The 26,610-nt window shown below is 65.3% G+C and carries 12 protein-coding genes and 1 riboswitch; of the genes, 7 read left to right on the forward strand and 5 right to left on the reverse strand.

Going from position 1 to position 26,610, the window contains the following annotated elements; genetic code table 11:
- Window positions 1-169 precede the first annotated feature (169 nt).
- Both PKA89_RS03240 and PKA89_RS03245 read right to left on the reverse strand, forming a co-directional pair.
- Window positions 170-2,707: a DEAD/DEAH box helicase gene (locus tag PKA89_RS03240; RefSeq protein WP_324416558.1), complete on the reverse strand. Its 2,538-nt coding sequence runs from the start codon at window positions 2,705-2,707 to the stop codon at window positions 170-172.
- A gap of 642 nt (window positions 2,708-3,349) precedes the next feature.
- Window positions 3,350-4,555: an ATP-binding protein gene (locus PKA89_RS03245; protein ID WP_324416560.1), complete on the reverse strand. Its 1,206-nt coding sequence runs from the start codon at window positions 4,553-4,555 to the stop codon at window positions 3,350-3,352.
- 2,593 nt (window positions 4,556-7,148) lie between these two features.
- Between PKA89_RS03245 and PKA89_RS03250 the strand changes: the two genes are divergently transcribed.
- Window positions 7,149-7,682, forward strand: coding sequence for a DUF1990 domain-containing protein (locus PKA89_RS03250; RefSeq protein WP_324416562.1), 534 nt, complete (start codon window positions 7,149-7,151; stop codon window positions 7,680-7,682).
- A 156-nt stretch (window positions 7,683-7,838) separates the two neighbouring features.
- Window positions 7,839-8,009: a YegP family protein gene (locus tag PKA89_RS03255; RefSeq protein WP_324416564.1), complete on the forward strand. Its 171-nt coding sequence runs from the start codon at window positions 7,839-7,841 to the stop codon at window positions 8,007-8,009.
- A 1,189-nt stretch (window positions 8,010-9,198) separates the two neighbouring features.
- Here PKA89_RS03255 and PKA89_RS03260 read toward each other — a convergent pair.
- From PKA89_RS03260 to mobF, 3 genes are all read right to left on the reverse strand, one after another.
- Complete coding sequence (locus PKA89_RS03260; protein ID WP_324416566.1) at window positions 9,199-10,599, reverse strand: hypothetical protein; 1,401 nt, start codon at window positions 10,597-10,599, stop codon at window positions 9,199-9,201.
- A gap of 2,938 nt (window positions 10,600-13,537) precedes the next feature.
- Entirely contained in the window at window positions 13,538-17,155 is a 3,618-nt protein-coding gene (locus PKA89_RS03265) for an AAA family ATPase (RefSeq protein ID WP_324416842.1), read from the reverse strand.
- Complete coding sequence (mobF, locus tag PKA89_RS03270) at window positions 17,086-18,906, reverse strand: MobF family relaxase (protein ID WP_324416568.1); 1,821 nt, start codon at window positions 18,904-18,906, stop codon at window positions 17,086-17,088. Before mobF ends, PKA89_RS03265 begins: the two co-directional genes overlap by 70 nt.
- A gap of 322 nt (window positions 18,907-19,228) precedes the next feature.
- Window positions 19,229-19,319, forward strand: a riboswitch (glycine riboswitch).
- 138 nt (window positions 19,320-19,457) lie between these two features.
- Between mobF and gcvP the strand changes: the two genes are divergently transcribed.
- The 5 genes from gcvP to PKA89_RS03295 are packed head-to-tail and all read left to right on the forward strand — an operon-like array spanning window position 19,458 to window position 26,513.
- Window positions 19,458-22,292, forward strand: coding sequence for an aminomethyl-transferring glycine dehydrogenase (gene gcvP / locus PKA89_RS03275; RefSeq protein ID WP_324416570.1), 2,835 nt, complete (start codon window positions 19,458-19,460; stop codon window positions 22,290-22,292).
- Complete coding sequence (gene gcvT, locus PKA89_RS03280; protein WP_324416572.1) at window positions 22,289-23,428, forward strand: glycine cleavage system aminomethyltransferase GcvT; 1,140 nt, start codon at window positions 22,289-22,291, stop codon at window positions 23,426-23,428. The genes gcvP and gcvT overlap by 4 nt, the downstream gene beginning before the upstream one ends.
- Before the next feature lie 23 nt (window positions 23,429-23,451).
- A complete protein-coding gene (gcvH, locus tag PKA89_RS03285; RefSeq protein ID WP_324416574.1) occupies window positions 23,452-23,826 on the forward strand; it encodes a glycine cleavage system protein GcvH in 375 nt (124 codons plus the stop codon).
- Window positions 23,823-25,118 carry a serine hydroxymethyltransferase gene (gene glyA / locus PKA89_RS03290; RefSeq protein WP_324416576.1) on the forward strand — a complete coding sequence of 432 codons (1,296 nt, stop codon included), beginning with the start codon at window positions 23,823-23,825 and terminating at the stop codon, window positions 25,116-25,118. Before gcvH ends, glyA begins: the two co-directional genes overlap by 4 nt.
- A gap of 21 nt (window positions 25,119-25,139) precedes the next feature.
- Window positions 25,140-26,513 (forward strand): L-serine ammonia-lyase, encoded by a 1,374-nt coding sequence (locus tag PKA89_RS03295; protein WP_324416578.1) that lies wholly within the window; start codon window positions 25,140-25,142, stop codon window positions 26,511-26,513.
- Window positions 26,514-26,610: the final 97 nt, after the last annotated feature.

A 26,610-nucleotide genomic window follows, 5' to 3' on the forward strand; every position in this document is an offset into this window, starting at 1 on the left:
CAGACGGGACTCTCATGCTGATCTTGATGCCCGAGCGCATCACCTCATCGAACCCCGAGGTCGTCCCGTGGGGACTCCACGAAGTTCCGGACCCGGTGTTTCCCAATCCCACCAGCCTGTGAAGCCGACATGCCCCTCTGAAGACGCGGGCGCTCGCCGTCGATGTCTCCTATTCGCTGTTCCGTACAGGTTTGACGCTGTGGGCCTCAATGATTTTGCCGGCCAGAAGGTCATGAGTGCGCAGGGCTGCGCCCACCGCGTCGGAACGTCGCCACCGGTCGTGGGTTGCGACCTCCATGGCAAAATTCCGCACGTGCTGCTTGAGGGACTCGAGCGTCTCCGGAGTGATCACGCGAGTGCCAGGTGGAGGCGACGCCTTCGCGTGGAGAGCCGGGTCCTTCGCCACGAGGACGGGAGTGCACTTGGAGGGCCCGCCAACGTCGGAGTTCCAGCTGACCGCCCCGGAGAGTTGATCGGCTTCAGACTTGATGATCGAGGAGTCCGCCCGGGTGGTTCCTGTCTTGAGCTCGATCACTGCGTTCCTGTCAGGGGTAAGACCCCAGCAACCGTCCGGGCCAGCGGCCAGCTCCTTCTCAGGGCGGGTTGCCGGGAATCCGAGGTGGAGACCGAGGTCCTTCATCGCTGCTTCCGCAGCCTCCACGTTGTCGTCTCCGGGTTGGAACGTCAGGTCGTCGAGGAGGAGATTCACGGCAAGTTGAAGAGCTGCTCCTGTCTTGTATCGCTCGGAAAGGAAGTCGGAAGACGCCTGCGCTTGTAGCTCCTGACCGCGTACCGGCTTCCCGGGGACAGTCTGAATCGGCATGAGCACGTTCGGGTTCTTCCGTTTAGCGGAGCGGATGGTGGCCTGAGCCCCAGCGCCGTCCACCACGTGTTGGTACGTTGCCACCTCTTCGAGACGCCAACCCTGCTCGACGTTCTCAAGATCGTCTAGAGCGTCACGGAGCGTCCGGGCAGCTCGGTCCGCGTCACCCGTTGACGCAAGTTCCCACGCCTTTCTCCGCGCCTCCGCGACGGCGGACACGTGGCCGTCGCCGTCGTAGGCCACGCCAGCGGTGGCTTGGCTGCTGGCGTCCTTCAGGTCGTCGTCCCTGCTCAGGAACAAGCTGAGTGCCTCACGCACGGCGTCCAAACCTTCGCCCTCAATCATCGTTGCGAGTCGCTGACTGAACCCGATCTGTGCACGCGTGGCAGGGGAGAAGAGGTCGAGGTCGGCCTGATCCACCAGAGAGAGCGCCAAGCCGTTGCCAAGCAACAGGACCGCACAGAAGTCCTCCGCGTCGCGGATCCCCCTGCCCATCCCTTGCTCGATCCGCTGAACCTTCCTGATGCGCATCGCGTCGCTGCCAGCGAGGGCGCCCGCTTCACGCTGCTCGCCAGGGTCGAGCGGCGTTGGTACTCCGTCCACGACGAGGAGGCGACAGGCGCTCCCGGGCAGGTCGACCCCGTCGTACTTGTTGACTAGGACCACCACGCCAAGGTGTTCCCCGGCCACCATGCGATCCACGATCGGTTTCATGTCGTTCACGTGGAGGACGTGGTCCGCGTGGCCGAACCATGCACCGGCGGCGCGGTCGCTAGGCACGAGCACCACGACGTTGACGGGGTCCGCGTCGACAACTCCATCTCCGTCGCGGTCTCCCAGCGAGAACTGGCGGACCATGGCGCGCACGGTGTCGTCGATGATCTGTGGGTTCAAGGCAGCCGGGGCGAGGATCAGCCGATCTCCAAGGTCGGATGCTCGTTCCGGGGTGATGGGAGCACGAACGGAGTTCGCGTCAGCACCGAGTTCGGTGACGAGGACGCCGTCGTCGGCGAGCGTTGCCGTCAGGTAAACCCGTCGCTTCGCCAAGTGGAACGCCGGGATGCGGTCGATGGGAGGGCAAGGGGTTCGCAGTTGCAGTCCGCGGTCGGAGATGGTTGCGACGGCCAGTCCGAGGTGATCGGCGAGGAGCGGCCAGGAGAAGAAGATTCCCTTGGCTTTGTCGTCGTTCGAGCTCGCGGCAATCAAGGTCGTGACTCGCTCGTGCTTCTCCGTCCACGACCAGAACGGAATGCGAAGAGGTGCGCAGCGATCGCCTTCTAGCAGGGCCCCGCCGTGGCGAGGGCTCTGGCGTTTCAGCTCAGGACCGAAGACGTTGAGGGCCATGTCGTAGGCGGCGTGTCCTGCAGGCACGTCGATGGTGAACTGCTTACGGGCTGCGATGAGCGCCGCGTGGGCGTCGTCAACGATGACGGTCCCGATCCGGGTGGCGTACGGGTTTCCGGCGAGCCCGAAAGTGCTTCTACCGTTCACAACCTTCTCAAACGTGCACACCAGGATGGCCGCCCCCGACAGGAACGCATTGCCGTGCGGGTCAGCTGTCACGGCTAGGCCCAACTGGTTGGCCTCCTCCACAACCTGCTTGACCAGGTAGGTGTCGGGCACGAGGTAGGCGGCTGGGCCTGCGTTTTCGTTCAGGCTGGACTGGGCCACGAGCAGGCCGACCACGGTCTTGCCGCCGCCAGTGTTCTGCTTGATGACGAGGTCCCGCTCAGAGCGGCGGGCGAACCATGACTTGAGAACTTGGTCCTGCTCAACCCTCAGCCGGGGCCAGGGGCGGCCGCCGAGAGCGGCGAAGATGTCACGAGGCTCGATCAGCGGCTCGCCCTCCGAGCGCTTCAGGGCTTTGAGGTCAAGGGGCGGCACAGAGGCCTCCGATTCGTTGGGGATGGCGGCCGCTAGTTTGCCGCGGATGACTCAGTCTGTGATTAGTCTGTCAGGCCCGAATTTGCGACGGTCGCCTCCTGCCTAGGTCGGGAGAGGTTCGTCAAGCTCTTCGTGGGAGGTGTGAGCGCTGAGTGACCACGGCCGTCAGGCGATCAACACAGAACCCGGGGAGCGGGCACGGAAGACCCCGACACGATCACGGTCGACCTCCAAAAATCCAGCGCGCCCGGCAGCTGAGACCCCCGGCCTCGAACGGAGAGGTCCCATCCGTTAAGGGAGCTGTGTTCATTACCTGCATCCCGCCCGGACGTCGGTGGCTCGTGATGAACCTCGGTACCCAATCGGCCCTGGCCACGCCGGTGTAAACGCTCCTTGGTTTGGCTTTCTGCTTCCGATAGCGGGCGCAGGCGCCCAAGCGTGTCCGAGTGATCGCTGATGACAGGGATCCGCACATGCCGCGGATGGCGCGGCGTGCGACCCTACCGATGGTCGGACCCGCGGAATTTATGTATGAGGGGTACCGCCGGCGCACTGCCTCTCGGACGCCTAGCACTTACGAGTGCGCTGAGCGGCGAGGCGAAGAGTGGCGTCGGTCGGCAGCGCGCCAATTATCGCAACCGATCAGGCGTCGCTGTAGACGCGTTGGATGAACTGTGACAGCAATGGTACGGCGAGAGAATATTTGCCGAATCTGTTCTTATAGACAAGCCCTTGGCCAGCTAGGGCGGCCAACATTTGGTTCACGTGACTCGCAGAGAACTCCTTTATGTCAGCCTGCTTGGATGCAGCCACAACCTCTTGGATCGTGAACTCTTCGTCACATTGCTCAAGACCGGAAATAAGGTACAAAAGTTCTCTTTGACGGTCGGTGGCCCGAGCCCAACGGCCGGCAAAGAAGTCAGTGTCCAACTTGCGCTGAATAGCTCCAATTGGGATCGGCTGCGGGCGCTCCGGATCCGATTGCTGCAGCACCGCATCGAAAACTTCCCTACAAATGAACTGAATAAAGTAGGGGTACCCCCCGGCTTCGTTCGCGATTGCGCGCACAGAAAGCTCGGTAAATCGAACTGGGCAATCAGCGACATCGAGAGGCTTCTTGATGGCGTCTTCGCTTTCGCCTTCACTCAGCCGCCCAAGCATGATCACGCGAAACATGCGCTCTGCGTATGTACGGGCTTCCACAAGCTTTGGAAAAAGGGTGGGAAGGCCGGTGAGGACCAAAAGGAACGAGATTCCAGACCGCTGCAAACCCGCAAAAACGTCCAGCAGCATTGAGAGGGGGAACTCCTCTTTGCCTGCGTTGTCAGCAAGGTTTTGAGCTTCGTCGTAGGCGAATATGACACGCGGAGTCTCTCCTGCGATCAGGTAGTCCGCGGCGAATCTTAAGACAGACTTTAGCTTGTCGGACGTTAGACCAGGCGTGTTGTCAAAGACTCTCCGAAGGACGTCATACGTAATCGGGACGTCTCGCTCCGTCGCCTCGGAGCCGAAACCAACTCCGGGCGCGTCCGTGATGCGCACTGTCAGTCCCGAGGTGATAACGGCGAGGTCTGTCAGGATTCGTTCCGCGAGGTTACGTTCGCTGACGCTGGCTGACTCCGAGAGGTCGGTCCCGCACCAAAGCCATCCAGCCGCGATAGCTCGCGGCTTGAACGTCTCGAGCAGGACTGTCTTTCCAACCCCACGCAGGCCTGTCAGCACGAGGTTCTCCAAGATCTCCTCCTGCCGCAGGAGTCGGTCGAACTCTGCATACTCGGTCTCTCGGCCCGCCAGGTGGGGGGGCATGTGCCCTGCACCAGGGCGGTAGGGGTTCTTGAAGATCGCCATGAGACCAGTTTAGCCCATGGGCTAAATTTAGTTCAAGGGGTAAGGGGCGTGAGCATGAAGATTTGGCAGCAGGTTGGGGACATGCGGACTTTGCGGAGGGACGTCAGCGAGTTCTGATGGTCAGTCCAGGCGTGGCGTCGTAGGATCCGGCGAAGTCACACGTGCGGAGGGAGGCCGAGTGCGCTGGCTCGTGCGCCTGTGCTTGGCTGTCGTGCTGTCTATCAGCGCGGCCCTTGTTGCCTTTGACTCGAGCACACTGCAGGACCGCGGATGGTGGCGTCCGCCGGAACCTGTCTTGTTCGCCAGCATCGGCGGCGTGGCCCTCAGCATCATTTGGCAGTTTGTCGACGCTGAATGGGAACGTCGACGCGTCCGCAGGAGGACGGCCCTCGCTCACGAAATCACAAAGATAATGTTTCCCGTCTGGTATCGAGCGCGAACGGCCGCGACCGGCCGCAAGACACAAGAGCGAATCGGCGTCCACGTGTGGATGGTCCCAACTTGGCACTGGAACCTCTTGCCTGATTGGGTGCGCGAACTGTGTCCTGAGGCGTGGCGAGCACGCTTCTGGACTCCGCGCCTATGGCGGGCGTGCAGCTTTCGACTACGCGACGACGAGCACGGTGGTACAGATATTCAATGGCGGCGAGACGTTGGCGCTATCGGTAGGTGCTGGAGAGAACGCAAGAGACAGGAAATTGTCCTCCCAACGGTCTGGGGGACAGCCGAGATGAGCGAGAGGCAGTGGCAGGCTCTCGGGCCTACCCAAAAGTGGGGCCTTACTTACGACCAGTATCGCCGCCTTCACGACAAGTACCACTCGGTCCTGGTGGTCCCGATTCGGAAAGACCCCGATATTCCTGGAAGCAGGTTTATCGGGTGCATTGTCGTGGACTCTTTGAAAGGATTTCCAGTTGAACCAGGCGACCACAGATGGCGTAACAGCGCCTATAAGGCGTCCAAGCTGGTGGCCGCCCGGATAGCACCGATCGCAAGTTGAGAAACCCAACAAAAGATCGAGGAGGAGCGGTATGGGTAATCGAGTGATCGAATTTCTTAGAGGAAGGCACGACGAGAACTCCATTGAGTACTTCGATTCTTACGCGGAGGTCTTCGATGAGCGCATGGACGTTGACGCACTCTTGGCCATCCGCGAGATGGAGGATACTTGGATTGATCTAGGTCATATTTCGGACGCCGAGAGGGAGAAGGTACCTCCATACCTGCTAGATAGGTGGAACGCCCTGTATGGCCCCGACGAGGAGCGCCGACCGCACGCAACGACTTCTTAAGTTTCCTCGCTGCTACAGGCGTAGTCTTGGTCACTTCTGGATGCGGCACGTCACGCTGCGGTGATGACGCCAGCCCGGGAGCGGATTACCGCACATGCCGCTGGTCGCGCCCGGGAAAGTAGTTGGAGCGACACTGTCTCTGTGTCTCGATCTGAAACCCTCAACTGGTTCACGATCCGTGACGGTGCTGATCGCGCCACGGTAGATGCGACCCACCGCGCGGTGCTGCAGGTTCAGCGACCTCGCCTCGAGGACGTCACCGTCGACCTGACCTCGGATGCGCCCTGGCCGGAAGAGGTCCAATGGGCCGTGGACGAAGCGGATCAACGCGCAATCCGAACCCGATCCTTCTTCGGCAGGTCCTGGACTAGGCGGGCCGGCTACATCGACCTAAACCGCGGACGATCGTGACTTCGAGATTGCGATGGCCTTGGTTCCGTACACGATCGGGAGCATGGGCATGGACCAAGATCAGCGAATGATCTGGGACGCGAATGACACAGGCACGAGCGTGGCGTTCCAGTTGACGGCGACAGAAGCGGACCAGGTTCGATCCCTCATCGGGGCAAGCGGCGGCGACCCGTCAAGTCTGGTGCTCCTGAGTCGCGACGGTGACGTCTACAACTGACGGTGCAGACGTCCGGACATGCCGCTGCTGTTACGACTTGGGTTGTGAGGTGCGTAGCCGATCGCGCCTCGCGCGCAAGCGGCGCTCTTGCTCTGCCACACGTGACCCCGACTCGAGATCCCTGTCGTGGTCAGTCAGTCGGGCCTCGCGTCGCGCCCCGCGCCATGGGGCAGGTTCGTCGCGGGCGTACCAAGGGCGAAGGAGTTTGGGTTGTCCGAGGAACGCACACAACGGCCATCCGAACCCGAACAGAACCAGCCCGAGTCGCATCATTGAGCCGGCAACGTCGGCCGCAGGTGACCCAACGCTGACCTGGTTGAGGGCAGTGCCAGCGCCGACCAGGAGCAGCCCACCGGAACTCACGATTGAAGCGTCGAGCAGTCCACGGCGACCCGCCACAGTGCTCGGAAGAAAGGCGACGCCGAGCCAACCGTGCCGCGCAGTTGCGTTTCGCCGTGCCGGGCTCCGACGACACTTCAGCCACTCGTAGAGCTGAAAGCCCGCGACGAGGAACGCGAGCGCGGCGCCAGCCCACCTTCCCAATGTCCACCCCCTGAGTCCTCTGAACTCGTGCCCAAGCGCTCATGGTGGCAGGTCGCAAGTCGCCGCGACCACATCGCGAAACATGCGGACATGCCGCAGGCAGTGACGACTCGTCGGTGATGATGTGACGATGCCGGTGCAACCTCTGGACGAGCAGGCGACCGCGAGGCTGCGCGCGGCACCGCTGTCGTACACGCGGCATACGGGGTCAGAAGGTGACGCTCCGGCGGGCTACAAGCGTCTGAATCGTTCGGTCACGCTGAGGCGTCGCGACTTCGACGGGGCCGCTCGCGATCTCTTCGAATGGCGGATGCACTCCGAAGCCAGGCTGCGGGTGCAAGCCTCAGACATTCCCCTGTGTCAGGACACCCTCGTGCTGATGCGGTGGGGACTCGGCCCCCTGTCCGTCAAGATCCCATGTCGCGTCATCGACATCATCGACGAGTCTCAGCGCCGGGGCTTCGCCTACGGCACCTTGCCCGGTCACCCTGAGGCCGGCGAAGAGCGGTTCGTCCTCGAACAGCTCGAGGACAGCCGCATCCGCTTCACCATCACCGCCTACTCTCGGCCAGCCTCGAGACTCGCCAAGCTCGGCGGTCCGATCAGCCTGGCTGCACAGAGCTTCATGACCCAGCGATACCTCAGGGCCTTGGATCGCCTCTGACAATCAGAAGCGCATGACTAGCCAACTCGAGGCACCCCCAGCCGCCCTCGCATGCCTCACGTCGACACGGCCGTCCGTCGCGGCTAGGACAGTGACCCTTCCCTTCTCCTTCATCTTCGGGCACCCTTCCCTAATTGGATCGAGGTAGGGGGGCTCATGGCTCTTTTCCACACGTTCGTTGACTCCGCCGGTGAGTGGCGCTGGCATCTGAAAGCTGACAACGGGAGGATCATTGCTGACTCTGCCGAGGGGTACAGCAGCCTTGCAGCAGTGAGGCAGGCGGCCGAGAGGGTGAAAGAGATCGCCCCCGACGCTGAAGTCGACTAGTTGAACTTGGGTCCAGCAGCCACATCGGTCGAGAAGAGAACCGGCGATCTTCCGCGCATGCCGCACTTAGTGCGGCGCCTTTACCGCCCCTCGCTAAGTTGGCACGGGGGCGGTGCCAGGGCGACGTCTATTGAAACTTCCGCCGTCGTGGTCCCTCGATACACATTCGAGTCATTACCGCGCGGCTTCGGGGCCGTTGTCGGGACCTGGCAGCGCTCGCCAGCTGGAGCCATCCCACAGCCAGCCGTTCCGGGAACCTTGGTGGACGACCCATAGGTGGGAAATCGCATGATCAACGGCTGGAGCTGTCGAAGGGAGACCAAATTGTCCGTCGCTCCAGGATGGCGGCTCGTGGCTGAGCGGACGCGAGATGTCCAACCGCGTGTCTCCGTCGAGCCAAACGAAAAGATGCCGGTAAGCGGCCCCCGATTCCCGCAGCTTCCTGGGATTGTCCTCCCGGCGATTCAGTTCAACGCTTAGCAGGCCCAACGCCTCGTCGCTGCCGCTCGACGACCCACCACTACCGAGTGATACGAACAACTTGTGGGTGTGACGTACATGCGAGTGGTTGAGCGCGGCAGACGCCCGCTCAACGCCGGCATAGAGCAGGGCCTCATAGACGCGCGAAAGCGGGCCTTGTGCGAGGACGTGTGTGGCGGCGCTTCCGCGCACAAAGAACCGCTCACCGCTCTGCTCTAGCTCAACAACGGCTGAACGGACCAGCTGCCTGAAGTCCTTCAGCCTGGGCTGTGTGTCTGGAGCAATCACCAGCCAGCACGTCTGCAGTTCCGCGACAGGCCTCTCAGTCTGGCGGGATTTGGTCAGCGCGTCGCGGCCTGCCCGTTTGCGACCGTCTGTGACGCGAGTGACCTCAACGGCGTGCCGTCCGTCCGTTGAGAGGTAGTCGACTCCGCCGTTCTGGTCGGCGTGTCTCAAGTCAACTCCCAAGACCGTCTCGACGATTCGAGCCGCGTCACGCTCGTCGGGCCGCTCAACGTTCACAAATCACCTCCGCATCCGGCGCAAACGAAACCGGGCGGCAATCACCGGTCCCAAGGCACCGCCTTCTCGATTCGGCCAGCATGCCGCCCAATGGCTCCAAAACCGCCGAAGGTAGGCGCTCCTTCACCAGACTGCAACGCTTCGCGGGAGGACTTCCTCACATGCCGCGTCGTGTCGAACTAAAGACTTAGTCCGCCAACTCGGCCGGCTCAGTTGCAGAAGAATCTGGCGCTCCCACCGTGTCCGGCCCGTCCTGTGAGGAGTAGTCCGTCGAGGCCAGGCTGGCCGGGTGCGTCGGCTCCCGCTCCTCCGGAGTGGCGGGGACTTCCGGTCGCAGTTTTGGCGGGGCCGCTGCCCACGTCTTGAGGTCGCCGAGGATTTCGGCGTAGAACGAGTCCACGGCCGTGAGGACGGAGTCGATGAACGCCCCACGTCCGCGGCCGCGCTTGGTTCCCAAGGCCGTGGTGCGAGCCACACGGAAGGATCGGATCTCGCGGGAGGGGTCGGCGACGAGTGACGCCGGGTTCTCGCGCACGGTGCGCAGCAGTTCGGCGCTGGAGGAGCCGCGCGAGTGCGCGGTCATGCACTCGACCCGTGTGGTGTCCGGGGCGTTCTTGAGCTGACGGATCAGCCAGTTGACCCGCGTGGTCGGTCGGCCTTCTCTGGGAGCGTCGATGTCGACGTGACAGGTGACCTGTCCGGCTCGGAGATCGGCGGTGATGACGAGGTGCCCGGCAGTGTCTGGGATGCGGATCGTTCCGGAGAGCTGACCGGTAGAGGCAAGCTGCTGGGTCAGCGCGGACGCGCGAAGCGTGGGATCGGCCAGCTCCTTGCGGGACAGGACAGGAACGACCTCCGTTCCGAGGCGGCGCCCCAGGCTGAGGCTGGTGAAGCGCAGGAGCGCGTCGAAGCTGGAGACCACTGTCGGGATCCCTCTGTCCGTCGCCCGCAGCGTGCCCGCTGCGACGGAGTCACGAACGCCGGTCCAGGACTCGCCCATGTCGTCGAACTCCAAGGCTCCGCTTCGGGTGTGCTCGAGGTAGCGGATGAGCTCGCCGAGGATCCATGCCTGGTCGGGGTCGGCGACCCCGCGAAACTCTTTCTGCATGACCGCCTCTGCGAGAACCTGCGACCAGGAGAGGTGGTGGATTGCGACCTTGCGGAGCTTGCGCTTGTCCACCTTCGTCGGGTGCTGGCCGGCGATGGCCGGAATCTCGTTGCTGATCGTCAACAGCGCGTCGAAGCCTTGCTCCCGGGCGACGTCCAAGTAGTTCTCGAGCTGCTCGGTTGCGAGCTCGTTGCTGCCTGTCTTGACCTCGACCAACGCGGTCCACGACTTGGTACCTCGGGAGACACGGATCAGGCCGTCGGGGAAGACCTTTTTGTCCCCGAGGAGGAAGGGCACCTCGATGTAGCACTCGACCGTCCCGGACGGCGCACCGAGGGGCTTGAGCAGCGCGCGGTTGAACTCCCGGACGGCACCAAGGACGGCGAGTAGCGCCGATGTTGCCCTTCGCTCCTGCTCGTCGGCACCGCTGATGCCGGACGTTGGGATCAGGCGTGCCTCGTGCCACGACTGTTCGGCCATGTGTTGCCCCCGGGTTGCTGCGGATGTGGTGTCAGGCACCGTACCGACGTTGTACAAACTTCACCGGCATCTCACTCACATCGGTGATCCTTATGACAACAACAGCGGCTCATCGCCGAAGGGAAACGCGACGAGAGGCGCTAGCTCTGGCCGGGGCGGTGCGCCACCCATGCCGCAGTCGGCGGTGTGAGGCGATGGCGGACGCCCGACCATCGGCGAACGCGGACGGGCCAAGGTGCGTCATTTCGCTGCCAATCACTCCGATGCACACGTCCGCACAGGCCGCTGAAGGCCGTTAGCGGGATGTGCGGTATTTGGCTCTATTCTTCCACGGTGGCACCTGGTGCCCGGACTTGGATGTGATGTGCCAGCGGTGGCAGTCGCTGCAGAGATGGGTGCCGGTAGGCAACTTGCGGTCCCGTCCTCGATTGGCGCGAAGGATGCCGCGCAACGCGACTATGGCGGCTTGCTGAGTGGGGTAGGGCAACTTGGAGCACGACATGTCGGGTTCCTCGACTTGTCGCACTCGGCCGGCTCACATCCGGCCCGGTGCGCGGTTCGCGCCTCATCAGCGCTCGGCCACCAAGGAGCCTCATTGGCTCCGCCTTCCAATAGCGTAGGGCCAAACGGTTCCAACGCGAAGAGGGATCTCTCGATCAGTCGCAGGACGTTCGCATGCCGCGACCACTTGGAGCGTGGGACGCTCGGCGGATGGATTACGCCACTGACCTCGAGCTACTTTCTGAGTCGACCAACCTCGTCGTGGTTCGAACCAGGGGCGGCTTTATCCGGGAATGGTGGTCCAAGGGGATCGGCTCGGAGAGTGGCTCCGGCTTTCTCGATCCACAGACCCAGAGGATCTCGAAGACCATCGCCAGGAACTGGCGGACTACCTGCGTGAGGCTATTCGCGTCTCGGAGGCGTCCGGGCTTGGAGTGCCGGCTCCCTTGCCACCCGTTTAGGCCGAACGTCCGGCAATGCCGCAACTGATGCCGCCATAGGCGGCGCTGCGGCCCATTGGGCATTCACAGATGCGTGCCCCTGCGCCATACTCGACTGGAGGTCTAGCAGGGAGGGCTCGGTATGGACGCGTTGGCGGAATCGCTCGGGACGGCGGGCAAGTGGCTAGTGATTGTCGGCGGCGTCATGTTCGTGGCTGGATTCCTCCTGGATGTGTTCACGGTTGCCAACAAGGAGGCCGGCTCAGCCACTTCCATCCTCATCGAGATCATTCGGAAGGCGTTCAAAATCGCCTTCGACAGCTCGAGGCCACCCGGTCAGCGGATGTCCGCGGCAGGGCTATTGCTCGTTGGCTTGGGCTTAGTCTCCATGTTGGGAGGACTGGCCATAGGGGCGGCGGCGGGTTCTGGGGCGGGCGGCTCATCGTCGTCTCCATCCCCGACGGGCAGTAGCGCTTCACCCTCCTAGGTCCGGTCGAAGTTCGTGTCGCCTTCTGTTGGGAGGATGGTCCCGATCTTCAAAGGCATGCGCGCCGCAGGGTCATCAAAGAACTCCTCAACACGGGTCGTGACTCCTGAACCGAACAGCTCCTACCCGCCGAACCGGTAGACCTCGTAGCCCGCGAGTCGCAACCGGCGATCCTCCGAGACCATCTCTGAAGTCGAGCCATCAGACATGCCGCGATCACAACGTCAGCTGAGAGGCTGGGCGACGTGGAGATCTCACGAGTCGCGCTGCCCGAGTCCCAATACCTCGCGAGGATCGGCGAGGTGGCCTACACCGTCTCGTCGATGGAGTGGACCATCCTTGGTGATCTACACCGCTTGGAGGATCGACTGCCTGAAGATCTTGTGCTGGCCCGGTTAGAACCCTTGATGACCTCGGGCATCGCTGCCGCGGTGAGGAAGGCGGCGAGAGCGGCGGATGACGGACCGATCAAGGACTACCTAAGAGGTGTACAAGTCTCTGTTCGTCGCAGCAGAGGTCAGAAACGACGTACTCCACGCCCGGCCGGCCACACATCCCGACCAAGGTTCAAGACTCAATCGTTCGGAGACGCGGAATGGTCAAACCACCGGCGCGCGCTTCTGGATTGACGACGAGTGGTTTGACGGCGCGATCGCAAGGCTTAACGCTCGGCTCACCGCCGTCGCGGGGGTGCGGCCGCCACTCGCATGACCGCTGACGCACGGGACTGCCCTCGCCGCCCACGCCGGACGTGAGCGCTGCCGAGTGCAACAGGAGGGGCCATCGGTCGTCCCCTCATGCCGCAAGTAGCGACCCTTGGTGGTTGCACTACGTCGATCGCGGAGGTCCATGGGATGTCAGCGCAGGGCCCTAGATTGCAGCGCCATGGCTGGTTGGCAGTTCGACTATTACGCGTGGTCGGACGACGCAGGCGAGTCCGAGGAGGAGTGGGCCGCAGAGTTAGCTCGCGAGGGTTGGCGGATGTGGATCGGGCCAGGCGTGTGGGTATCCATCGACGGTCGCCGACAACGCGGGTGGCCCGTGCGTCGTTGGGTTGAACGTCCCAATGCGATTCGAGGTCATGAGGGTCGAATCTGGAACCCTCCGCCTGACGACATCGACGAGTGGGGTCGGCGGCCCCCCGCAAGAACCACTAGAACATGAGTTTTGCGGCTCACCGCGAGGGCTCGATGTCGGTTGGTACAGATCGTGTTGCCGCCCTGGACGGCGGTTGCCGCTGGTCTACTCTTGGGAGCGTGACCCGCAGCGAGCAATGACGGCCCCATTCGGGGGCTGCCTTCCCATTGGAGCTCGCTATGGGGTTTCACGTTCTTCGGACCCAGCTGTGCCGCACCCTTGTGCGCCTTTCGGGCCACCGTCTCTGCTGCAACATTCCGGATTGGTTGGCTGGCAGGCGTTGGCAGCCCGTCGACGTCAAGCCGTGGAATGCGTACAACGTGGTCTGGCGGTTGGGGCAGTTCGTCAGCCGTCATGGCGAGGGTTGATCGCGCTAAAAAATGAGTGAGCGACTGGTCATCAAGTTGGTGCCAGAACGGTCTCGCGCTGTGCGACTGCGATCGCGGGGCTGCCCACTCGGTGAGTTTCGTTGTCTCGCCTGTGTGCTGCTGTGAACGGCGAGAAGCGCGACGCGGGCTGGGTCGTGGACCCATTGCCGGGCGCCGATGGCGAGGGACGACACGATCGCAGCAGGTTCGATGTCGAACGCTGCGGCGGTTTCGCGGATCAGGTCTTCCCAGGTGTCGCTAGTGCTGGCAGCGACGATGGTGGTTGCGCGCTCGACGTTCTGATTGCCGTCTTGTGCTACGTGGCGGAGTAGGTCGTAAGCAAGTGGGTGCGCACCTTTCAGGCGCTGAGCGAGGAGGTCTGAGCCACCGTTGCTGAGTAGGTCGCTCGGGTCCATGCCCGGGGGCAGGCGGATGGAACTGGGTACCGTCCCGTGCTGTGCCAGTAGCCAGTAGGCGCGTTCGGCTGCTGCCTGCCCGGCAGCGTCATTGTCGGTGGCCACGATGACTCGGCGCTCGGCGCTGGCGAGCAGTCGCGCTTGCGCTGGTGTAAGTGCGGTCCCCAGAGGAGCCACGCCGCAGTAGCTGTCGCCGTCGGAGTGGTCGATGGCCAGCGCGTCTAGCGGGCCTTCGACCAGGACCGGGGTAGCGCCTGCGAGAAGGCGGTTCTTGTCGTAGCCGTAGAGCACGTCCCCTTTGTGAAACAGGGCTGTAGTGGGGGTGTTGAGGTACTTCGGCCCACTGTCGTCTCCCGCGTCGGGGTGGCGTCGTGCGACGAACCCGACGACCAGACGGTCTGAGGTGATGGGCAGGACGAGGCAGTCACGGAAGCGGTCAATGAGCCGCCCCGTGCGGGCGCGCGACGAAATACCGACGGCGAGGAGCTCGTCGTCGTTGACCCCGAGGCGTCGGAGGTGGCCGGTGATGTTGGTCCAGCCAGGGGGTGCGTACCCGGCGTCGGCCGGCGGCGAGGTGGTTCGGAGGCGGTCGCGTAGGTAGCCGTCGGCCCAAGTGTCGTGCAGGTGTGTGGCGTAGTAGTCGCGTGCCATGACGTTGATCTCAGCGGCGCGTTGCGGGGTGAAGGGAGCGTCGTCCCACGCGGCCGCGCGGGCGACCTCGTGCTCGATCTCGGCGTCGCTGCGCTCGAGGACGGTCATCGCGGACCGGGCCAGCATGAGTGCGGTGAGTTCGGTTCCTGGGTCCGCACTGGGCGGAGCAGTCTGCGGGCTGGCGTTGGCGCCGTTTTCGGGTGGGAACCATGGCTGCTCGCCCACGTCGGGGTCGGGTTCGGTGTCCTCGACGGGGATGGGGTCCGTGAGCAGGGTCAGGCGCCATACAAGGGCTTGGCACGTGTCGATGTCGGTTGATGAGTCGGGAGTTGCGGCGAGGTTGAGGATCTCCGTAAGGGGCAGACCGAGGGCGAGCGCATGGTCGGCGGTGGCGACGAGGGCGGGCCACCAGCGGCTGGACTGGATTGCCTCCGCCTGGGCTGGTCCTACGGCGTTGGCGAGTGGCTCGGCCCACGCTGGGGTCAGCGCCGTGACGTTCTCCGGGCTGTTGGTCGCGGCCGGGGTGAGGTGGCGGCTGATGCGCCACCAGAGGGCGGCGGCGGGGTGGTCGTCAGGGAGGGGTGCCGCGGCGGCCCTTGAGAGCAACGCGTGGGTGTCGATGCCGGCGCGGGCGATGTCGCGGAGCTGTGCGGCAAGGCGTGGCGTGTAGGGGTCGCCGATGGTGGCGCGGACGCTGGTGTGGAGCCGCAGGGTCCATTCGGCGATGGCAGGGGCCTCGGTTGAGCCGAGTCTGGACGTGAGAGCGCGCTGCCAGAGAGTCTCGGTCTTGGATTGGAGACGGGGTCCCGTGGGCCGAACGTCGGTGGCCTCGATCCCGTGGGCGGCGCGCCAGACTGCGATGTCGGTGACGATGTCTTGGGTCAGGTTCTGACCTGGTGTCGCCCAGCTGGGCTGTGTCGCTGTACGTTCCGCGGTATGTGCAACGTCTTGTGCCAGCGTGCTGATGAGCTTGGCGCGCTTCTCGAGGTAGGGCCCCCAGGTGGGGTGGGCGGCGAGGGGGCGCGGGATTCCCGGTAGCCATGGCAGGGGGCCTCCGGGCGCGAGGGCCGAGTCGTCGAGGCGCCAGTCGAGGGTGGCGGCCCGGTCGTGCGCGGAGTCGATCTCGCGCAGAGCGATCGCCTGGCGCAGCGTTGTAGTGGGGTCGACTCCGGTGGTGGAGAGCAGGGTGAGGTGGCTTCGCAGGGTGGGCCAGGCGGGTTCGTCGGTCAGGCCTGGCAGCTCGGCCTCGGCGTTGGCATCGAGATGGGCGAGTGCGGTGGGGCCGGCGTGCTGCTCGGCGGCGTGGTGCAGGGCGTCGGTGTAGCGCGCGGCGGCGTCGGCGAGACGAGCCGCGGGGTTCGTGTACTCACGTTGCAGGGTGGTGGCCGAGACGTGGCGGTCGTCGCGGCTGAGGATCCCTTCGAGGATGTCGGTGGCGGTCGGCGGATGGACGTTCTCGGGGCGGATGACGCTGTGGGGGTCGCCATCGGTGGCGGTCAGGAGGTAGACGTGGTTGGCCACGGCGCCTCGAGTGAGCATCGTGTAGAGCTGCTGGCGGCTTTCGGAGCCGGTGGCGAGCCCGTGCATGGTGTCGACGGACACGCCTTGGGCGCCGTGGATGGTGGTGGCGTACCCGAGCTCGACGAACTCGGAAACGTACTGCGACGGGAGCCGCAGGGTGCGGGTTGACCTTGGCTGGCGGACGGTGAGGGAGTGGTCTGAGTGAGTCGCATGAACGGTCCACCGGTCGCCGTTTTTGACCCAGTCTCGGGCGCCGACGGCGAGGCGTCGGTGGTTGTGTCGGGTGATGACGGTGTCACCGACGTGGGCGGTCGACCCATCGTGCAAGCGCACGCCGTGGCCTGGCGGGGCGTGGGTGTGCCGGTGGGTTTGAGCGCGACGGTTGAGGTCTCTGACGAGCTCTCGGGTCGGGGCGATCATGAGGCTGTTCAGGCCTTGGGAGCGGTCGGTGGCCCAGGAGGTGAAGGCGCCGTCGGTGATCGTGGTGAGGCCTCCAACATGGACGCGGCGGTGGTCGAGGTAGAACCCGAGGGCTTCGGCGCGGCCGTCGCGTAGGGCGAGGGATGCGGACCCTTCAGCGGGGTCGACGAACCGGACGAGCTCGGTGAGGTGGATCGCGCCGTGGGTGGTGGCGATGTCCTGGAGGACGCCGCCGGCGCCGATCGCCGACAGCTGGTGGTGGTCGCCGACGAGCCGGACTTGGCCGCCTCGGCTGGTGATGAAGGCGATCGCGGTGTCGAGAGTGAGAGTGTCGGCCAGCCCGGCCTCGTCGATGATCGCAAGGGTGCTGGGGCCGACTTGCTGGGCCCAGTCGGGGAGGTCGCTGTGCGCGATCGACCAGGTCAGCTTGGCGAGGGTGTCCGTGGTGGTTCCGATGTGGTCGCGCAGGACGGCCGCGGCGGCGGCCGAGGGCGCTAACCCGAGGACGGCTCCGCCGCCGCTGGTCCAGGCATTGGCCAGAGCGGTCATCGCGGTGGTCTTGCCCGAGCCTGCTGGTGCCAGGGCGAGCTGGACTCGACGACCGGAGGTCGCCATCGATCGCACGAGGGCGACCTGAGCGGCGTTGAGTGCGACACCGTTGGCGGCCTCCTCGAGGAGAGCGAGCGTGACGGCGTCCTCGCTCGCGGCGGGGCGGTCGAACTTGCCGGCGGCGGTGACGACTCGGCGCTCGGCGGTGAGGATCTCGCGGCTGGAGTACACGGCTGAGCCGGCGACCGTGTACACACTGGAACCGTCTTGGCGGCGCAGCGATGCGGGCTCGCTGACCCCGTCGCCGGTGGGGGTGAGGCGCACTGATGACGCTCTGAGGACGTGAGCGGTGACCTGGTCGATAAGCGCGTCGACGTCGTCGGGGGCAGTACCGAGGGAGCGGACTTGGCGGTGCGCTTCGGAGCGCACATGCCAACCTGCCATGTCGATCGGCGCTGTTGGATCTCGGTCAGGACTAGGTGCGCGGTGGACGCGACCCGGGCGTCATCTACGACGGGACGCGGCGTCCCAACAGCGGGGGAGAGGGCGTATTGCACCATCGTGGCGACTCTCTGCGAGCTGCCAAGTAGCTCCCGGGCCTGCGCGGCCCAGGACGCGCGCTGCTCGTCAACGGTGCGTGGGTCGTGCTTGGCGCCGCGAGTGTCCAGGGTGGCGACCTGTGACAGGTGGATGGACTCAACCACTGTCGGCGGGCGGCCATGGTCGGCCTGAAACGTGGCGGACAGTTCTCGGGTGCGCGCGACGATGCTGGCGCGGCGGCTCGACCAGCGGGCGATGAGTCGAGGATCGACGCCGACGATCTCGCGGACTGGTCGGCGCGAACGGTCCAAGGGTTGCCGTTCGGTGAACCGGACGCCGAGGCGTCGGCGCAGATGGCCTTCCAGTGCGGTGTTGTAGGTCTCGGAGGCAGCGACGTTGGCTTTGTACAGGAGGCGTCCGTCGATCGACAGCCATTTTCCCGACAGCGTCTGGACCTTGTTGGCCACCGCCACATGGGTGTGGAGGTCGGGGTCGCCGGAGCGGGAGTCACGGTGGACGAAGGCGGCGGCGACCAGGCCCTTGACGTCGACTTGCCGGACCCCGGCCTTGCCCTCTCGGCTGTACAGGGCGTGGTCCTCGATGAAGGTCAAAGCATCTCTAACGGCGTCGTGGTGGGCGAGTTCGATCTGTGCCGCGACCGACGGTGGCGCGACCGCCCAAAGCGCGCTGACCGACTTCACGGGAGAGAAGGTCAGGTCGAACCCGGCAATGGCACTGGTGCGCGGTCGCGTGTATCGCGCGATCGCCGACCCGAGCTCGCGGGCATCGAAGGGCTCGCGTCCCTTCTCTTCGCGGAACTGTTCGAGGGCGACCTCGGTGCGAACTCGGGCCTCGACCTCTGGCGACGCCATCTCAGCGTCGAAGCCCGCGATCCGTTGGGCGACCTGGACTTGGAACCCGGTGACGTCGCCCGCGTAGACCAAGAAGGGGGCACCAAGCCGCGTGACGGCCGCGCGGTCCCGTTCGGAGAGGTCCGGCCCAGCCAACGACGTGGCGAACCGCTGCGCGAGAGGGTGCAGCCCTTCGCCGTACAGAGCCTTCATCTGGTCGGCGGTGACCTCATCCCCCGCCGTGAGCCCCAGTACCCCCGACATCCCGCGCCCGACCCACTGGCCCGGAGTCTCACCGCTCTCGGCGTAGTAGGTCGCAAGCGGTATCCGGGCGTCGCCAGTGCGGTCGTGGGCGGCGACTTGCTGGGTGAGGTAGGTGTAACCAGCGCCAGCCGTGAGTTTGTGGAGACTCATCGTCACGATCACCCAAAGCCCGGCTGGAGGGCTCCGAGGTCACGTCACGACGCAGGGAGGGACCCGGGGTGCATGAGGTGTGAGACTCGGGGGTGTGACGTTCGTGGAGCGGCTGTCTTGAGGGCTGACCATGCAAGAGGCGCCACCGTGGTGAGGTTGGCACGTAGCTAGCGGACAAGTTTCCGGCAGCCTTTAGCCCGGGGGGCGTCCAAGAAGATTCCTGCTCTAGCAAGGGTGGAAGGGCCCGAGCAGCCTCAACAACCCTCGGACAACCCTTGACCGCGCCCCAGCCGGCGTCTTAACGTCACCGACAACAACAGAAGATCGCGCCGTTCGAACCAGGGCGGGAGAGTCGAGACCAGTTCTCGGCGCCGAAGGAGCAAACCTTCCCAGAATCTCTCAGGCCCACAGACCGTGCTGGTGAGGCGAACTCTGGAAAGCAGGCCCCATGGCCTGCACCCACGGTGCAAACCGCACACTGCGGTGAAGCTCTCAGGTCCGATGACAGAGCGGGGAGGCAACCACTCTGCCGTGCCCGCGCACGGTTCCTCACGGGAGCCTCCATGACCCACGAACGGGGCGAATTCTTCACTCGCCACATCGGCTTCACCCCAAACGAGCAGGCGGCCATGCTGGCCGAGCTCGGGTACTCATCTCTCGATTCTCTTATCGACGACGCGGTTCCCGCCGGTGTACGGATGTCTACCGAGCTCTCCCTGCCCCAGGCGGCGAGCGAGGCGCAAGTCCTGGCTGAGTTGCGCTCCCTTGCCGCGCAGAACACTCCCGGCGAGCCAATGATCGGGCTGGGGTACCACTCCACGATTACTCCTGGCGTCATCCGTCGGCGAGTGCTGGAGAGCCCGGCTTGGTACACCGCCTACACGCCATACCAGCCGGAGATCTCCCAAGGGCGGCTCGAGGCGCTGTTGAACTTTCAGACCATGATCGGAGACCTCACAGGCCTTCCCACCGCCAACGCGTCTCTGCTCGACGAGGCCACCGCGGTCGCCGAAGCGGTCACCATCATGCGACGGACCGCAATCCGTCACCGCGCGGTGGTCCTTGTCGACGCCGACGTCATGCCGCAGAGCGTGGCGGTGCTACGCACCCGGTGCGAGGCCGTGGGCGTTGAAGTCGTCCTTACCGACCTACGAGGCGGTCTTCCCGAGGACGAGGCCTTCGGTGTCGTGCTCCAGTATCCGGGCGCGTCCGGTTCCATCGCCGACCACCGGGTAACGGTCACACAGGCCCACGAGCGCGGCATGCAGGTCACCGTCGCCGCCGACCTGCTCGCGCTCACCCTGCTCACACCTCCCGGCGAGTGGGGCGCTGACATCGTCGTCGGCTCGACCCAACGGTTCGGGGTGCCGATGGGCTACGGCGGGCCCCACGCCGGGTACATCGCCGTGCGCTCCGGCCTCGAACGCAATCTCCCCGGGCGACTGGTGGGGGTGAGCGTCGACGCCGAGGGACGCCCCGCGTACCGGTTGGCGCTGCAAACGCGTGAGCAGCACATACGCCGGGATAAGGCGACCTCGAACATCTGCACCGCCCAGGTCCTGCTCGCCGTCGTGGCGTCTATGTACGCCGTTTACCACGGTCCGGATGGGCTGCGCCGTATCGCCCGCCGGATCCACACCGACTCCACAGGTCTCGCCGCCGCTCTGCACGCGGCTGGCGTCGAAGTCGTCCACCAGCAATTTTTCGACACGTTCATCGCCACGGTGCCTGGACGGGCCGGCAAGGTCATCGCTGCTGCAGCCAAGTTCGGGATCCACCTACGCGCCGTGGACGATGACCACGTCGCCGTCTCGGTGGGGGAGAGCACCACGCAGAAGCACCTGGCCGCCGTCCTTACCGCGTTCGGCGTCGCCATTACCCCGTCCCCGGGACCGGTGGCCCTGCCGGTCCTGCTCCTGCGGCGCACCGACGTCCTCACCCACCAGGTGTTCCGGACTCACCACTCAGAGACCAAGATGCTGCGATACCTGCGCTCCCTGTCGGACAAGGACTACGCGCTTGACCGCGGGATGATCCCGCTCGGCTCCTGCACCATGAAGCTCAACGCGACCACCGAGATGGAACCCATCTCCTTTCCCGGGTTCGCCGACCTCCACCCGTTCGCCCCGGCCGCAGCAGCGACCGGATACGCCACCCTCATCGGCCAGCTCGAGACCTGGCTCGCTGACCTTACCGGCTACGCGAAGGTGTCCATCCAGCCGAACGCCGGCAGCCAAGGCGAGCTGGCCGGACTGCTCGCCATCCGTGCCTTCCACCGCGCCAACGGGGACGAGCACCGCGACGTGTGCCTCATCCCATCCTCCGCCCACGGCACCAACGCCGCCTCCGCCGTCCTGGCGGGCATGCGCGTGGTCGTCGTCCGCGGCAACGAGGACGGCACCATCGACCTCGACGACGTGCGCGTCAAGCTGACCGAGCACGGCGACCGTCTGGCGGCCGTCATGGTTACCTACCCCTCTACGCACGGGGTGTACGAGGAAGGCATCACCGAGTTGTGCGACCTCGTGCACGACCACGGAGGCCAGGTATACGTCGACGGGGCGAACCTCAACGCCCTGCTAGGGCTGGCCGCTCCTGGCCTATTCGGTGGCGATGTCTCTCACCTCAACCTGCACAAGACGTTCTGCATCCCCCACGGCGGCGGCGGCCCCGGTGTTGGACCCATCGGTGTTGCCGCCCACCTGGCGCCCTACCTTCCCTCTCACCCATTACACCCAGACCCCGACCGACGTGCCGGCATCGGCCCGGTCGCTGCCGCGCCCTACGGGTCGGCCGGGATCCTGCCGATCAGCTGGGCTTACGTGCGGCTCATGGGTGCTGAAGGGCTGACGAAGGCCACGAAGGTCGCCGTGCTTGCCGCGAATTATGTGGCCAAGCGGCTGGCGCCGCACTACCCCACCCTTTACACGGGCAGCGACGGGCTCGTGGCGCACGAGTGCATCCTCGACTTGCGGCCGCTGACGAAGTCGACCGGCGTCACCGTCGACGACGTCGCCAAGCGGCTGATCGACTACGGGTTCCACGCCCCGACGATGTCGTTCCCGGTCGCCGGCACCCTCATGGTCGAGCCGACTGAGTCCGAGGACCTCGCAGAGGTTGACCGCTTTATCGACGCGATGGTCGCCATCCGCGCCGAGATCGAGGACGTCGCCGCCGGGCGGTGGGCCGTCGAGGAAAGTCCTCTCAGAGCGGCCCCGCACACCGCCGCGTCCGTGACCGCCGACGACTGGGACGAGCCGTACACGCGGCAGCAGGCCGCCTACCCCACGGGGTCGGCCGCGGACAAGTACTGGCCGCCGGTGCGGCGGATTGACGGCAGCCACGGCGACCGCAACCTCGTCTGTTCCTGCCCGCCGCCCGAGGCGTTCTCCGCGTGAGCGCCGAATCCACGACCAATACTTCGGAGCAGCCAATGTCCAAGACCACCGCCCTGCACGACGTGCACGCAGCCGCCAACGCCCAGTTCACAGACTTCGCCGGGTGGCGGATGCCCCTGCGTTACGGCAGCGAGCTCGCCGAGCACCACGCCGTGCGCACCACCGCCGGTCTGTTCGACCTGTCCCACATGGGCGAGATCGAGGTCACCGGCCTCGAGGCGTCCGCCTTCCTCAATTACGCCCTGGTGGGCGACTTTGCGGCGCTAGCCGTCAGCAAGGCCCGTTACACGATGATCTGCCAAAGCAACGGCGGGATCCTGGACGACCTCATCGTCTACCGCCTCGACGAGCACCGATACATGGTGGTCGCTAACGCCTCTAACACCCAGGTCGTCCTCGACGCCCTGAAGTCCCGGGCAGCCGGCTTCGACGCCACCGTGCACGACTCCCGTGACGACTGGGCCCTCATTGCCATTCAGGGTCCAGTGACGACGAGGGTGCTGCGGTCACTGACCGACGTCGACCTCGACGCACTGCCGTACTACGCGATCGCCGAAGGCCACGTTGGTGATGCACCGGCTCGCCTGGCCCGCACTGGCTACACCGGCGAGGACGGCTTCGAGATCTTCTGCAACCCCAAGCACGCGATTCAGATCTGGACCGCGCTGATCGATTTCGGCGCTGCCGCCGGTGTCACCCCCGCTGGGCTCGCTTGCCGCGACTCCCTGCGCCTGGAAGCGGCGATGCCCCTCTACGGCAACGAGCTCTCCCGCGAACTGACCCCTTACGAGGCCGGACTGGGCAGGGTAGTCAAGCTTGACAAGTCCGGCGACTTCGTTGGCCGCCAAGCCCTACAGGCCCGTTCTCAGGTCCCCGTCGACAAGGTTCGCGTCGGCCTGCTCCCACAAGGCCGTCGCGCTCCACGCGCCGGGGCCACCGTCCTAAACCCCGTCACCGGTCACGTCGCCGGCTACGTCACCAGCGGTGCGCCCTCGCCAACACTCGGACACCCCATCGCCATGGCCTACATCGACCTCGCCCTCGCCGAGCCTGGCACCTCCGTGACCATCGACGTCCGCGGAACAGCGGTGCCAGCCACCATCACCGCCCTGCCGTTCTACCGCCGCATCAACTGACCAATTCGATCCAGGAGAGCTCGATGACCAACCCCCCGCACCTGCAGTACACCGACCAGCACGAGTGGCTGCACATCGAGGGCGACCTAGCTCTCGTCGGCATCACCGCCTTCGCCGCCGACGCCCTCGGCGACATCGTCTATGTCGACCTTCCAGAAGTCGGCGCCACCGTCACCGCCGGCGAGGCGTGCGGAGAGATCGAGTCCACCAAGTCCGTCAGCGAGCTCTACGCACCCGTTGACGGCGAGGTCACCGAGGTCAACACCGGCGTCGCAGACGACCCGGCCCTGATCAACACCGATCCCTTCGGCGCCGGATGGATCCTGCGGATCCGCATTAGCGGCACTCCCCGCCTGCTCGACGCAGCTGGCTACAACGATCTCGTCTCCCGCGGATGAGCACGATGTCACCCAACCTCCTCAACGAGGACCTCGCGACTGTGGACCCGCTGGTCCATGCTGCGCTCGCCGCGGAGCTGCACCGCCAGGAGGAAACTCTGGAGATGATCGCCTCGGAGAACTTCGCCCCCATTGCGGTCATGCAGGCCCAAGGGTCGGCGGCGACCAACAAATACGCCGAGGGCTACCCGGGACGGCGCTACTACGCCGGATGCGAACACGTCGACGTTATCGAGCAACTGGCCATCGACCGTCTAACCGCCCTATTCGGTGCCCGTTACGCCAACGTCCAGCCTCACTCGGGCGCTCAAGCCAACACTGCAGTCTTCTTCGCCCTCCTCGAGCAGGGCGACACCATCCTCGGGCTCGACCTCGCCCATGGCGGCCACCTCACCCACGGGATGCGCCTGAATTACAGCGGCAAGACGTTCGACGTCGTCCCCTACCACGTCGGCGCTGACGGCCGCGTCGACATGGACGAGGTCGCCGATCTCGCCCAGGTACACCGGCCCCGCATGATCATCGCGGGATGGTCGGCCTACCCGCGGCATCTGGACTTCGCCCGGTTTCGAGCGATCGCTGACGAGGTCGGCGCCTACCTGTTCGTCGACATGGCGCACTTTGCCGGCCTCGTGGCGGCCGGGCTTCACCCCAACCCGGTCGCTCACGCCCACGTAACAACCTCCACCACTCACAAGACGCTCGGCGGACCCCGCGGAGGAGTGATCCTCACCGACGATGCCGGCATCGCCAAGAAGATCAACAGCGCCGTCTTCCCCGGCCTTCAAGGCGGCCCCCTCGAGCACGTCATCGCGGCCAAGGCGGTGTCCTTCCTGGTCGCGGCCAGTCCCGAGTTCCGTGAACGTCAGCAACGCACTATCGACGGTGCGCGGCTGCTCGCCGATCGCCTCCTGAGCGAGGACGTGCGCCGCGCCGGCGTCGACGTCCTCACCGGCGGTACCGACGTTCACTTGGTGCTCGTTGATCTCGTCGCGTCGTCCTTGGACGGCAAGCAGGCCGAGGACCGGCTCCACGCCGTGGGAATCACGGTGAACCGCAATGCTGTTCCCAACGACCCGCGCCCGCCCATGGTGACCTCGGGGCTGCGCATCGGAACCTCCGCGCTAGCGACGCGAGGATTGGGAGCGGACGCGTTCAGCGAGGTCGCCGACATCATCGCCGCGGCTTTGTCTCCCGACCTCACGAACGACCAATTCCAGATGCTGCAGGAGCGGGTCCGTGTACTGGCGCGCAACTACCCGCTCTACCCGGTCCTGACCGATGAACGCTGACCACACCCTCGAGGAACCGACGTGGCACTGAGCGCCTTTGACCTTTTCTCGATCGGCATCGGACCCTCCAGCTCACACACCGTCGGCCCAATGCGGGCCGCGGCCTCCTTCGTCGACAGCCTAGACAACGACCAAGTCCTGTCATCGGTGGCCCGCGTCCGCACGCAGCTGTTCGGCTCCTTGGGTGCCACGGGTCACGGACACGGCTCCGACAAGGCCGTCATCCTGGGACTGTCCGGCCACCACCCGGAGACCTGCGACCCGCGGAACGTCGACGCCCTTTTGGGGCATGTTCGCGCCAGCTCGCGTCTCGAACTCGGTGGCCGCCATGTCGTGGTCTTCAACGAGGGCGATGATCTCGTGCTGCACCGCCGGTTGAGCCTTCCGCTGCATCCGAACGGTATGACGTTCACCGCGTACGACGGGATGGGCGCCACCGTTGCCGAGCGTTCGTACTACTCCGTCGGAGGTGGCTTCGTCGTCGGCGAGGACGCCACCGGCAACACCGGCATCGTGCCGGACCAGACCGCCCTCGTCTACCCGTTCACCACCGGCGACCAGCTGCTCGGCCACTGCCGTCGGACGGGGCTGTCCATCGCGGAGATCATGATGGCCAACGAGACCGCCTGGCGCTCCGAGAGTGATGTGCGCACCGGCCTGCTGGACATCTGGGCCGTCATGAGGGAATGCGTCGCCAACGGCATCGCCACCCCAGGGACGCTGCCCGGTGGCCTGAAGGTCCCACGCCGTGCGCCCGGGCTCGCAGCCCAGCTCGCTTCGGAGAGTGCCGAGGGCGACCCGCTACGCGGCACGGACTGGCTCACCCTGTACGCGCTCGCTGTCAACGAGGAGAACGCTGCCGGCGGCAGGGTCGTCACCGCGCCCACCAACGGGGCAGCCGGGATCATCCCGGCTGTTCTGCACTACTACAAGAGCTTCGTGCCTGCGGCCGACGACGACGGCGTGGTGACCTTCCTTCTGACCGCCGCAGCCATCGGCGTGGTCTTCAAGGAGAACGCGTCCATCTCCGGCGCGGAGGTCGGCTGTCAGGGAGAGGTCGGGTCCGCGTGTTCCATGGCTGCGGCGGGCTTCGCTGCGGTCACCGGTGGTTCATCAGCCCAAGTCGAGAACGCCGCCGAGATCGCGATGGAGCACAACCTGGGACTGACCTGTGACCCGGTCGGAGGGCTCGTCCAGATCCCCTGCATCGAGCGTAACGCCATCGCGTCAGTCAAAGCCGTCACCGCTGCCCGGACCGCCCTGCGCGGCGACGGCACGCACATCGTCTCGCTCGATAAGGTCGTCAAGACGATGCGCGAGACGGGCGCCGACATGAAGGTCAAGTACAAGGAGACAGCGCGAGGTGGACTGGCGGTCAACGTGATCGAGTGCTGACGGCCCTCAGCACATGACACCAACAATGGCGGTCTACTAGAGGCGATCTCGGGTCACCGGCTTCTTCTACCCGCCTGGATGACGACCTGTTCAGCAA

The sequence above is a fragment of the Phycicoccus sp. genome (assembly GCF_035325325.1).
In the GTDB taxonomy this organism is placed as follows: Bacteria; Actinomycetota; Actinomycetes; order Actinomycetales; family Dermatophilaceae; genus Phycicoccus.

What these genes read in the sequence shown, in the direction of transcription:
- gcvH (WP_324416574.1), top strand. Translation starts at nt 23,452, where the DNA reads ATGACCAACCCCCCGCACCTGCAGTACACCGACCAGCACGAGTGGCTG.
- PKA89_RS03255 (WP_324416564.1), top strand. Translation starts at nt 7,839, where the DNA reads ATGGCTCTTTTCCACACGTTCGTTGACTCCGCCGGTGAGTGGCGCTGG.
- glyA (WP_324416576.1), top strand. Translation starts at nt 23,823, where the DNA reads ATGAGCACGATGTCACCCAACCTCCTCAACGAGGACCTCGCGACTGTG.
- PKA89_RS03245 (WP_324416560.1), bottom strand. Translation starts at nt 4,555, where the DNA reads ATGGCGATCTTCAAGAACCCCTACCGCCCTGGTGCAGGGCACATGCCC.
- PKA89_RS03260 (WP_324416566.1), bottom strand. Translation starts at nt 10,599, where the DNA reads ATGGCCGAACAGTCGTGGCACGAGGCACGCCTGATCCCAACGTCCGGC.
- gcvP (WP_324416570.1), top strand. Translation starts at nt 19,458, where the DNA reads ATGACCCACGAACGGGGCGAATTCTTCACTCGCCACATCGGCTTCACC.
- PKA89_RS03265 (WP_324416842.1), bottom strand. Translation starts at nt 17,155, where the DNA reads ATGGCGACCTCCGGTCGTCGAGTCCAGCTCGCCCTGGCACCAGCAGGC.
- PKA89_RS03250 (WP_324416562.1), top strand. Translation starts at nt 7,149, where the DNA reads ATGCCGGTGCAACCTCTGGACGAGCAGGCGACCGCGAGGCTGCGCGCG.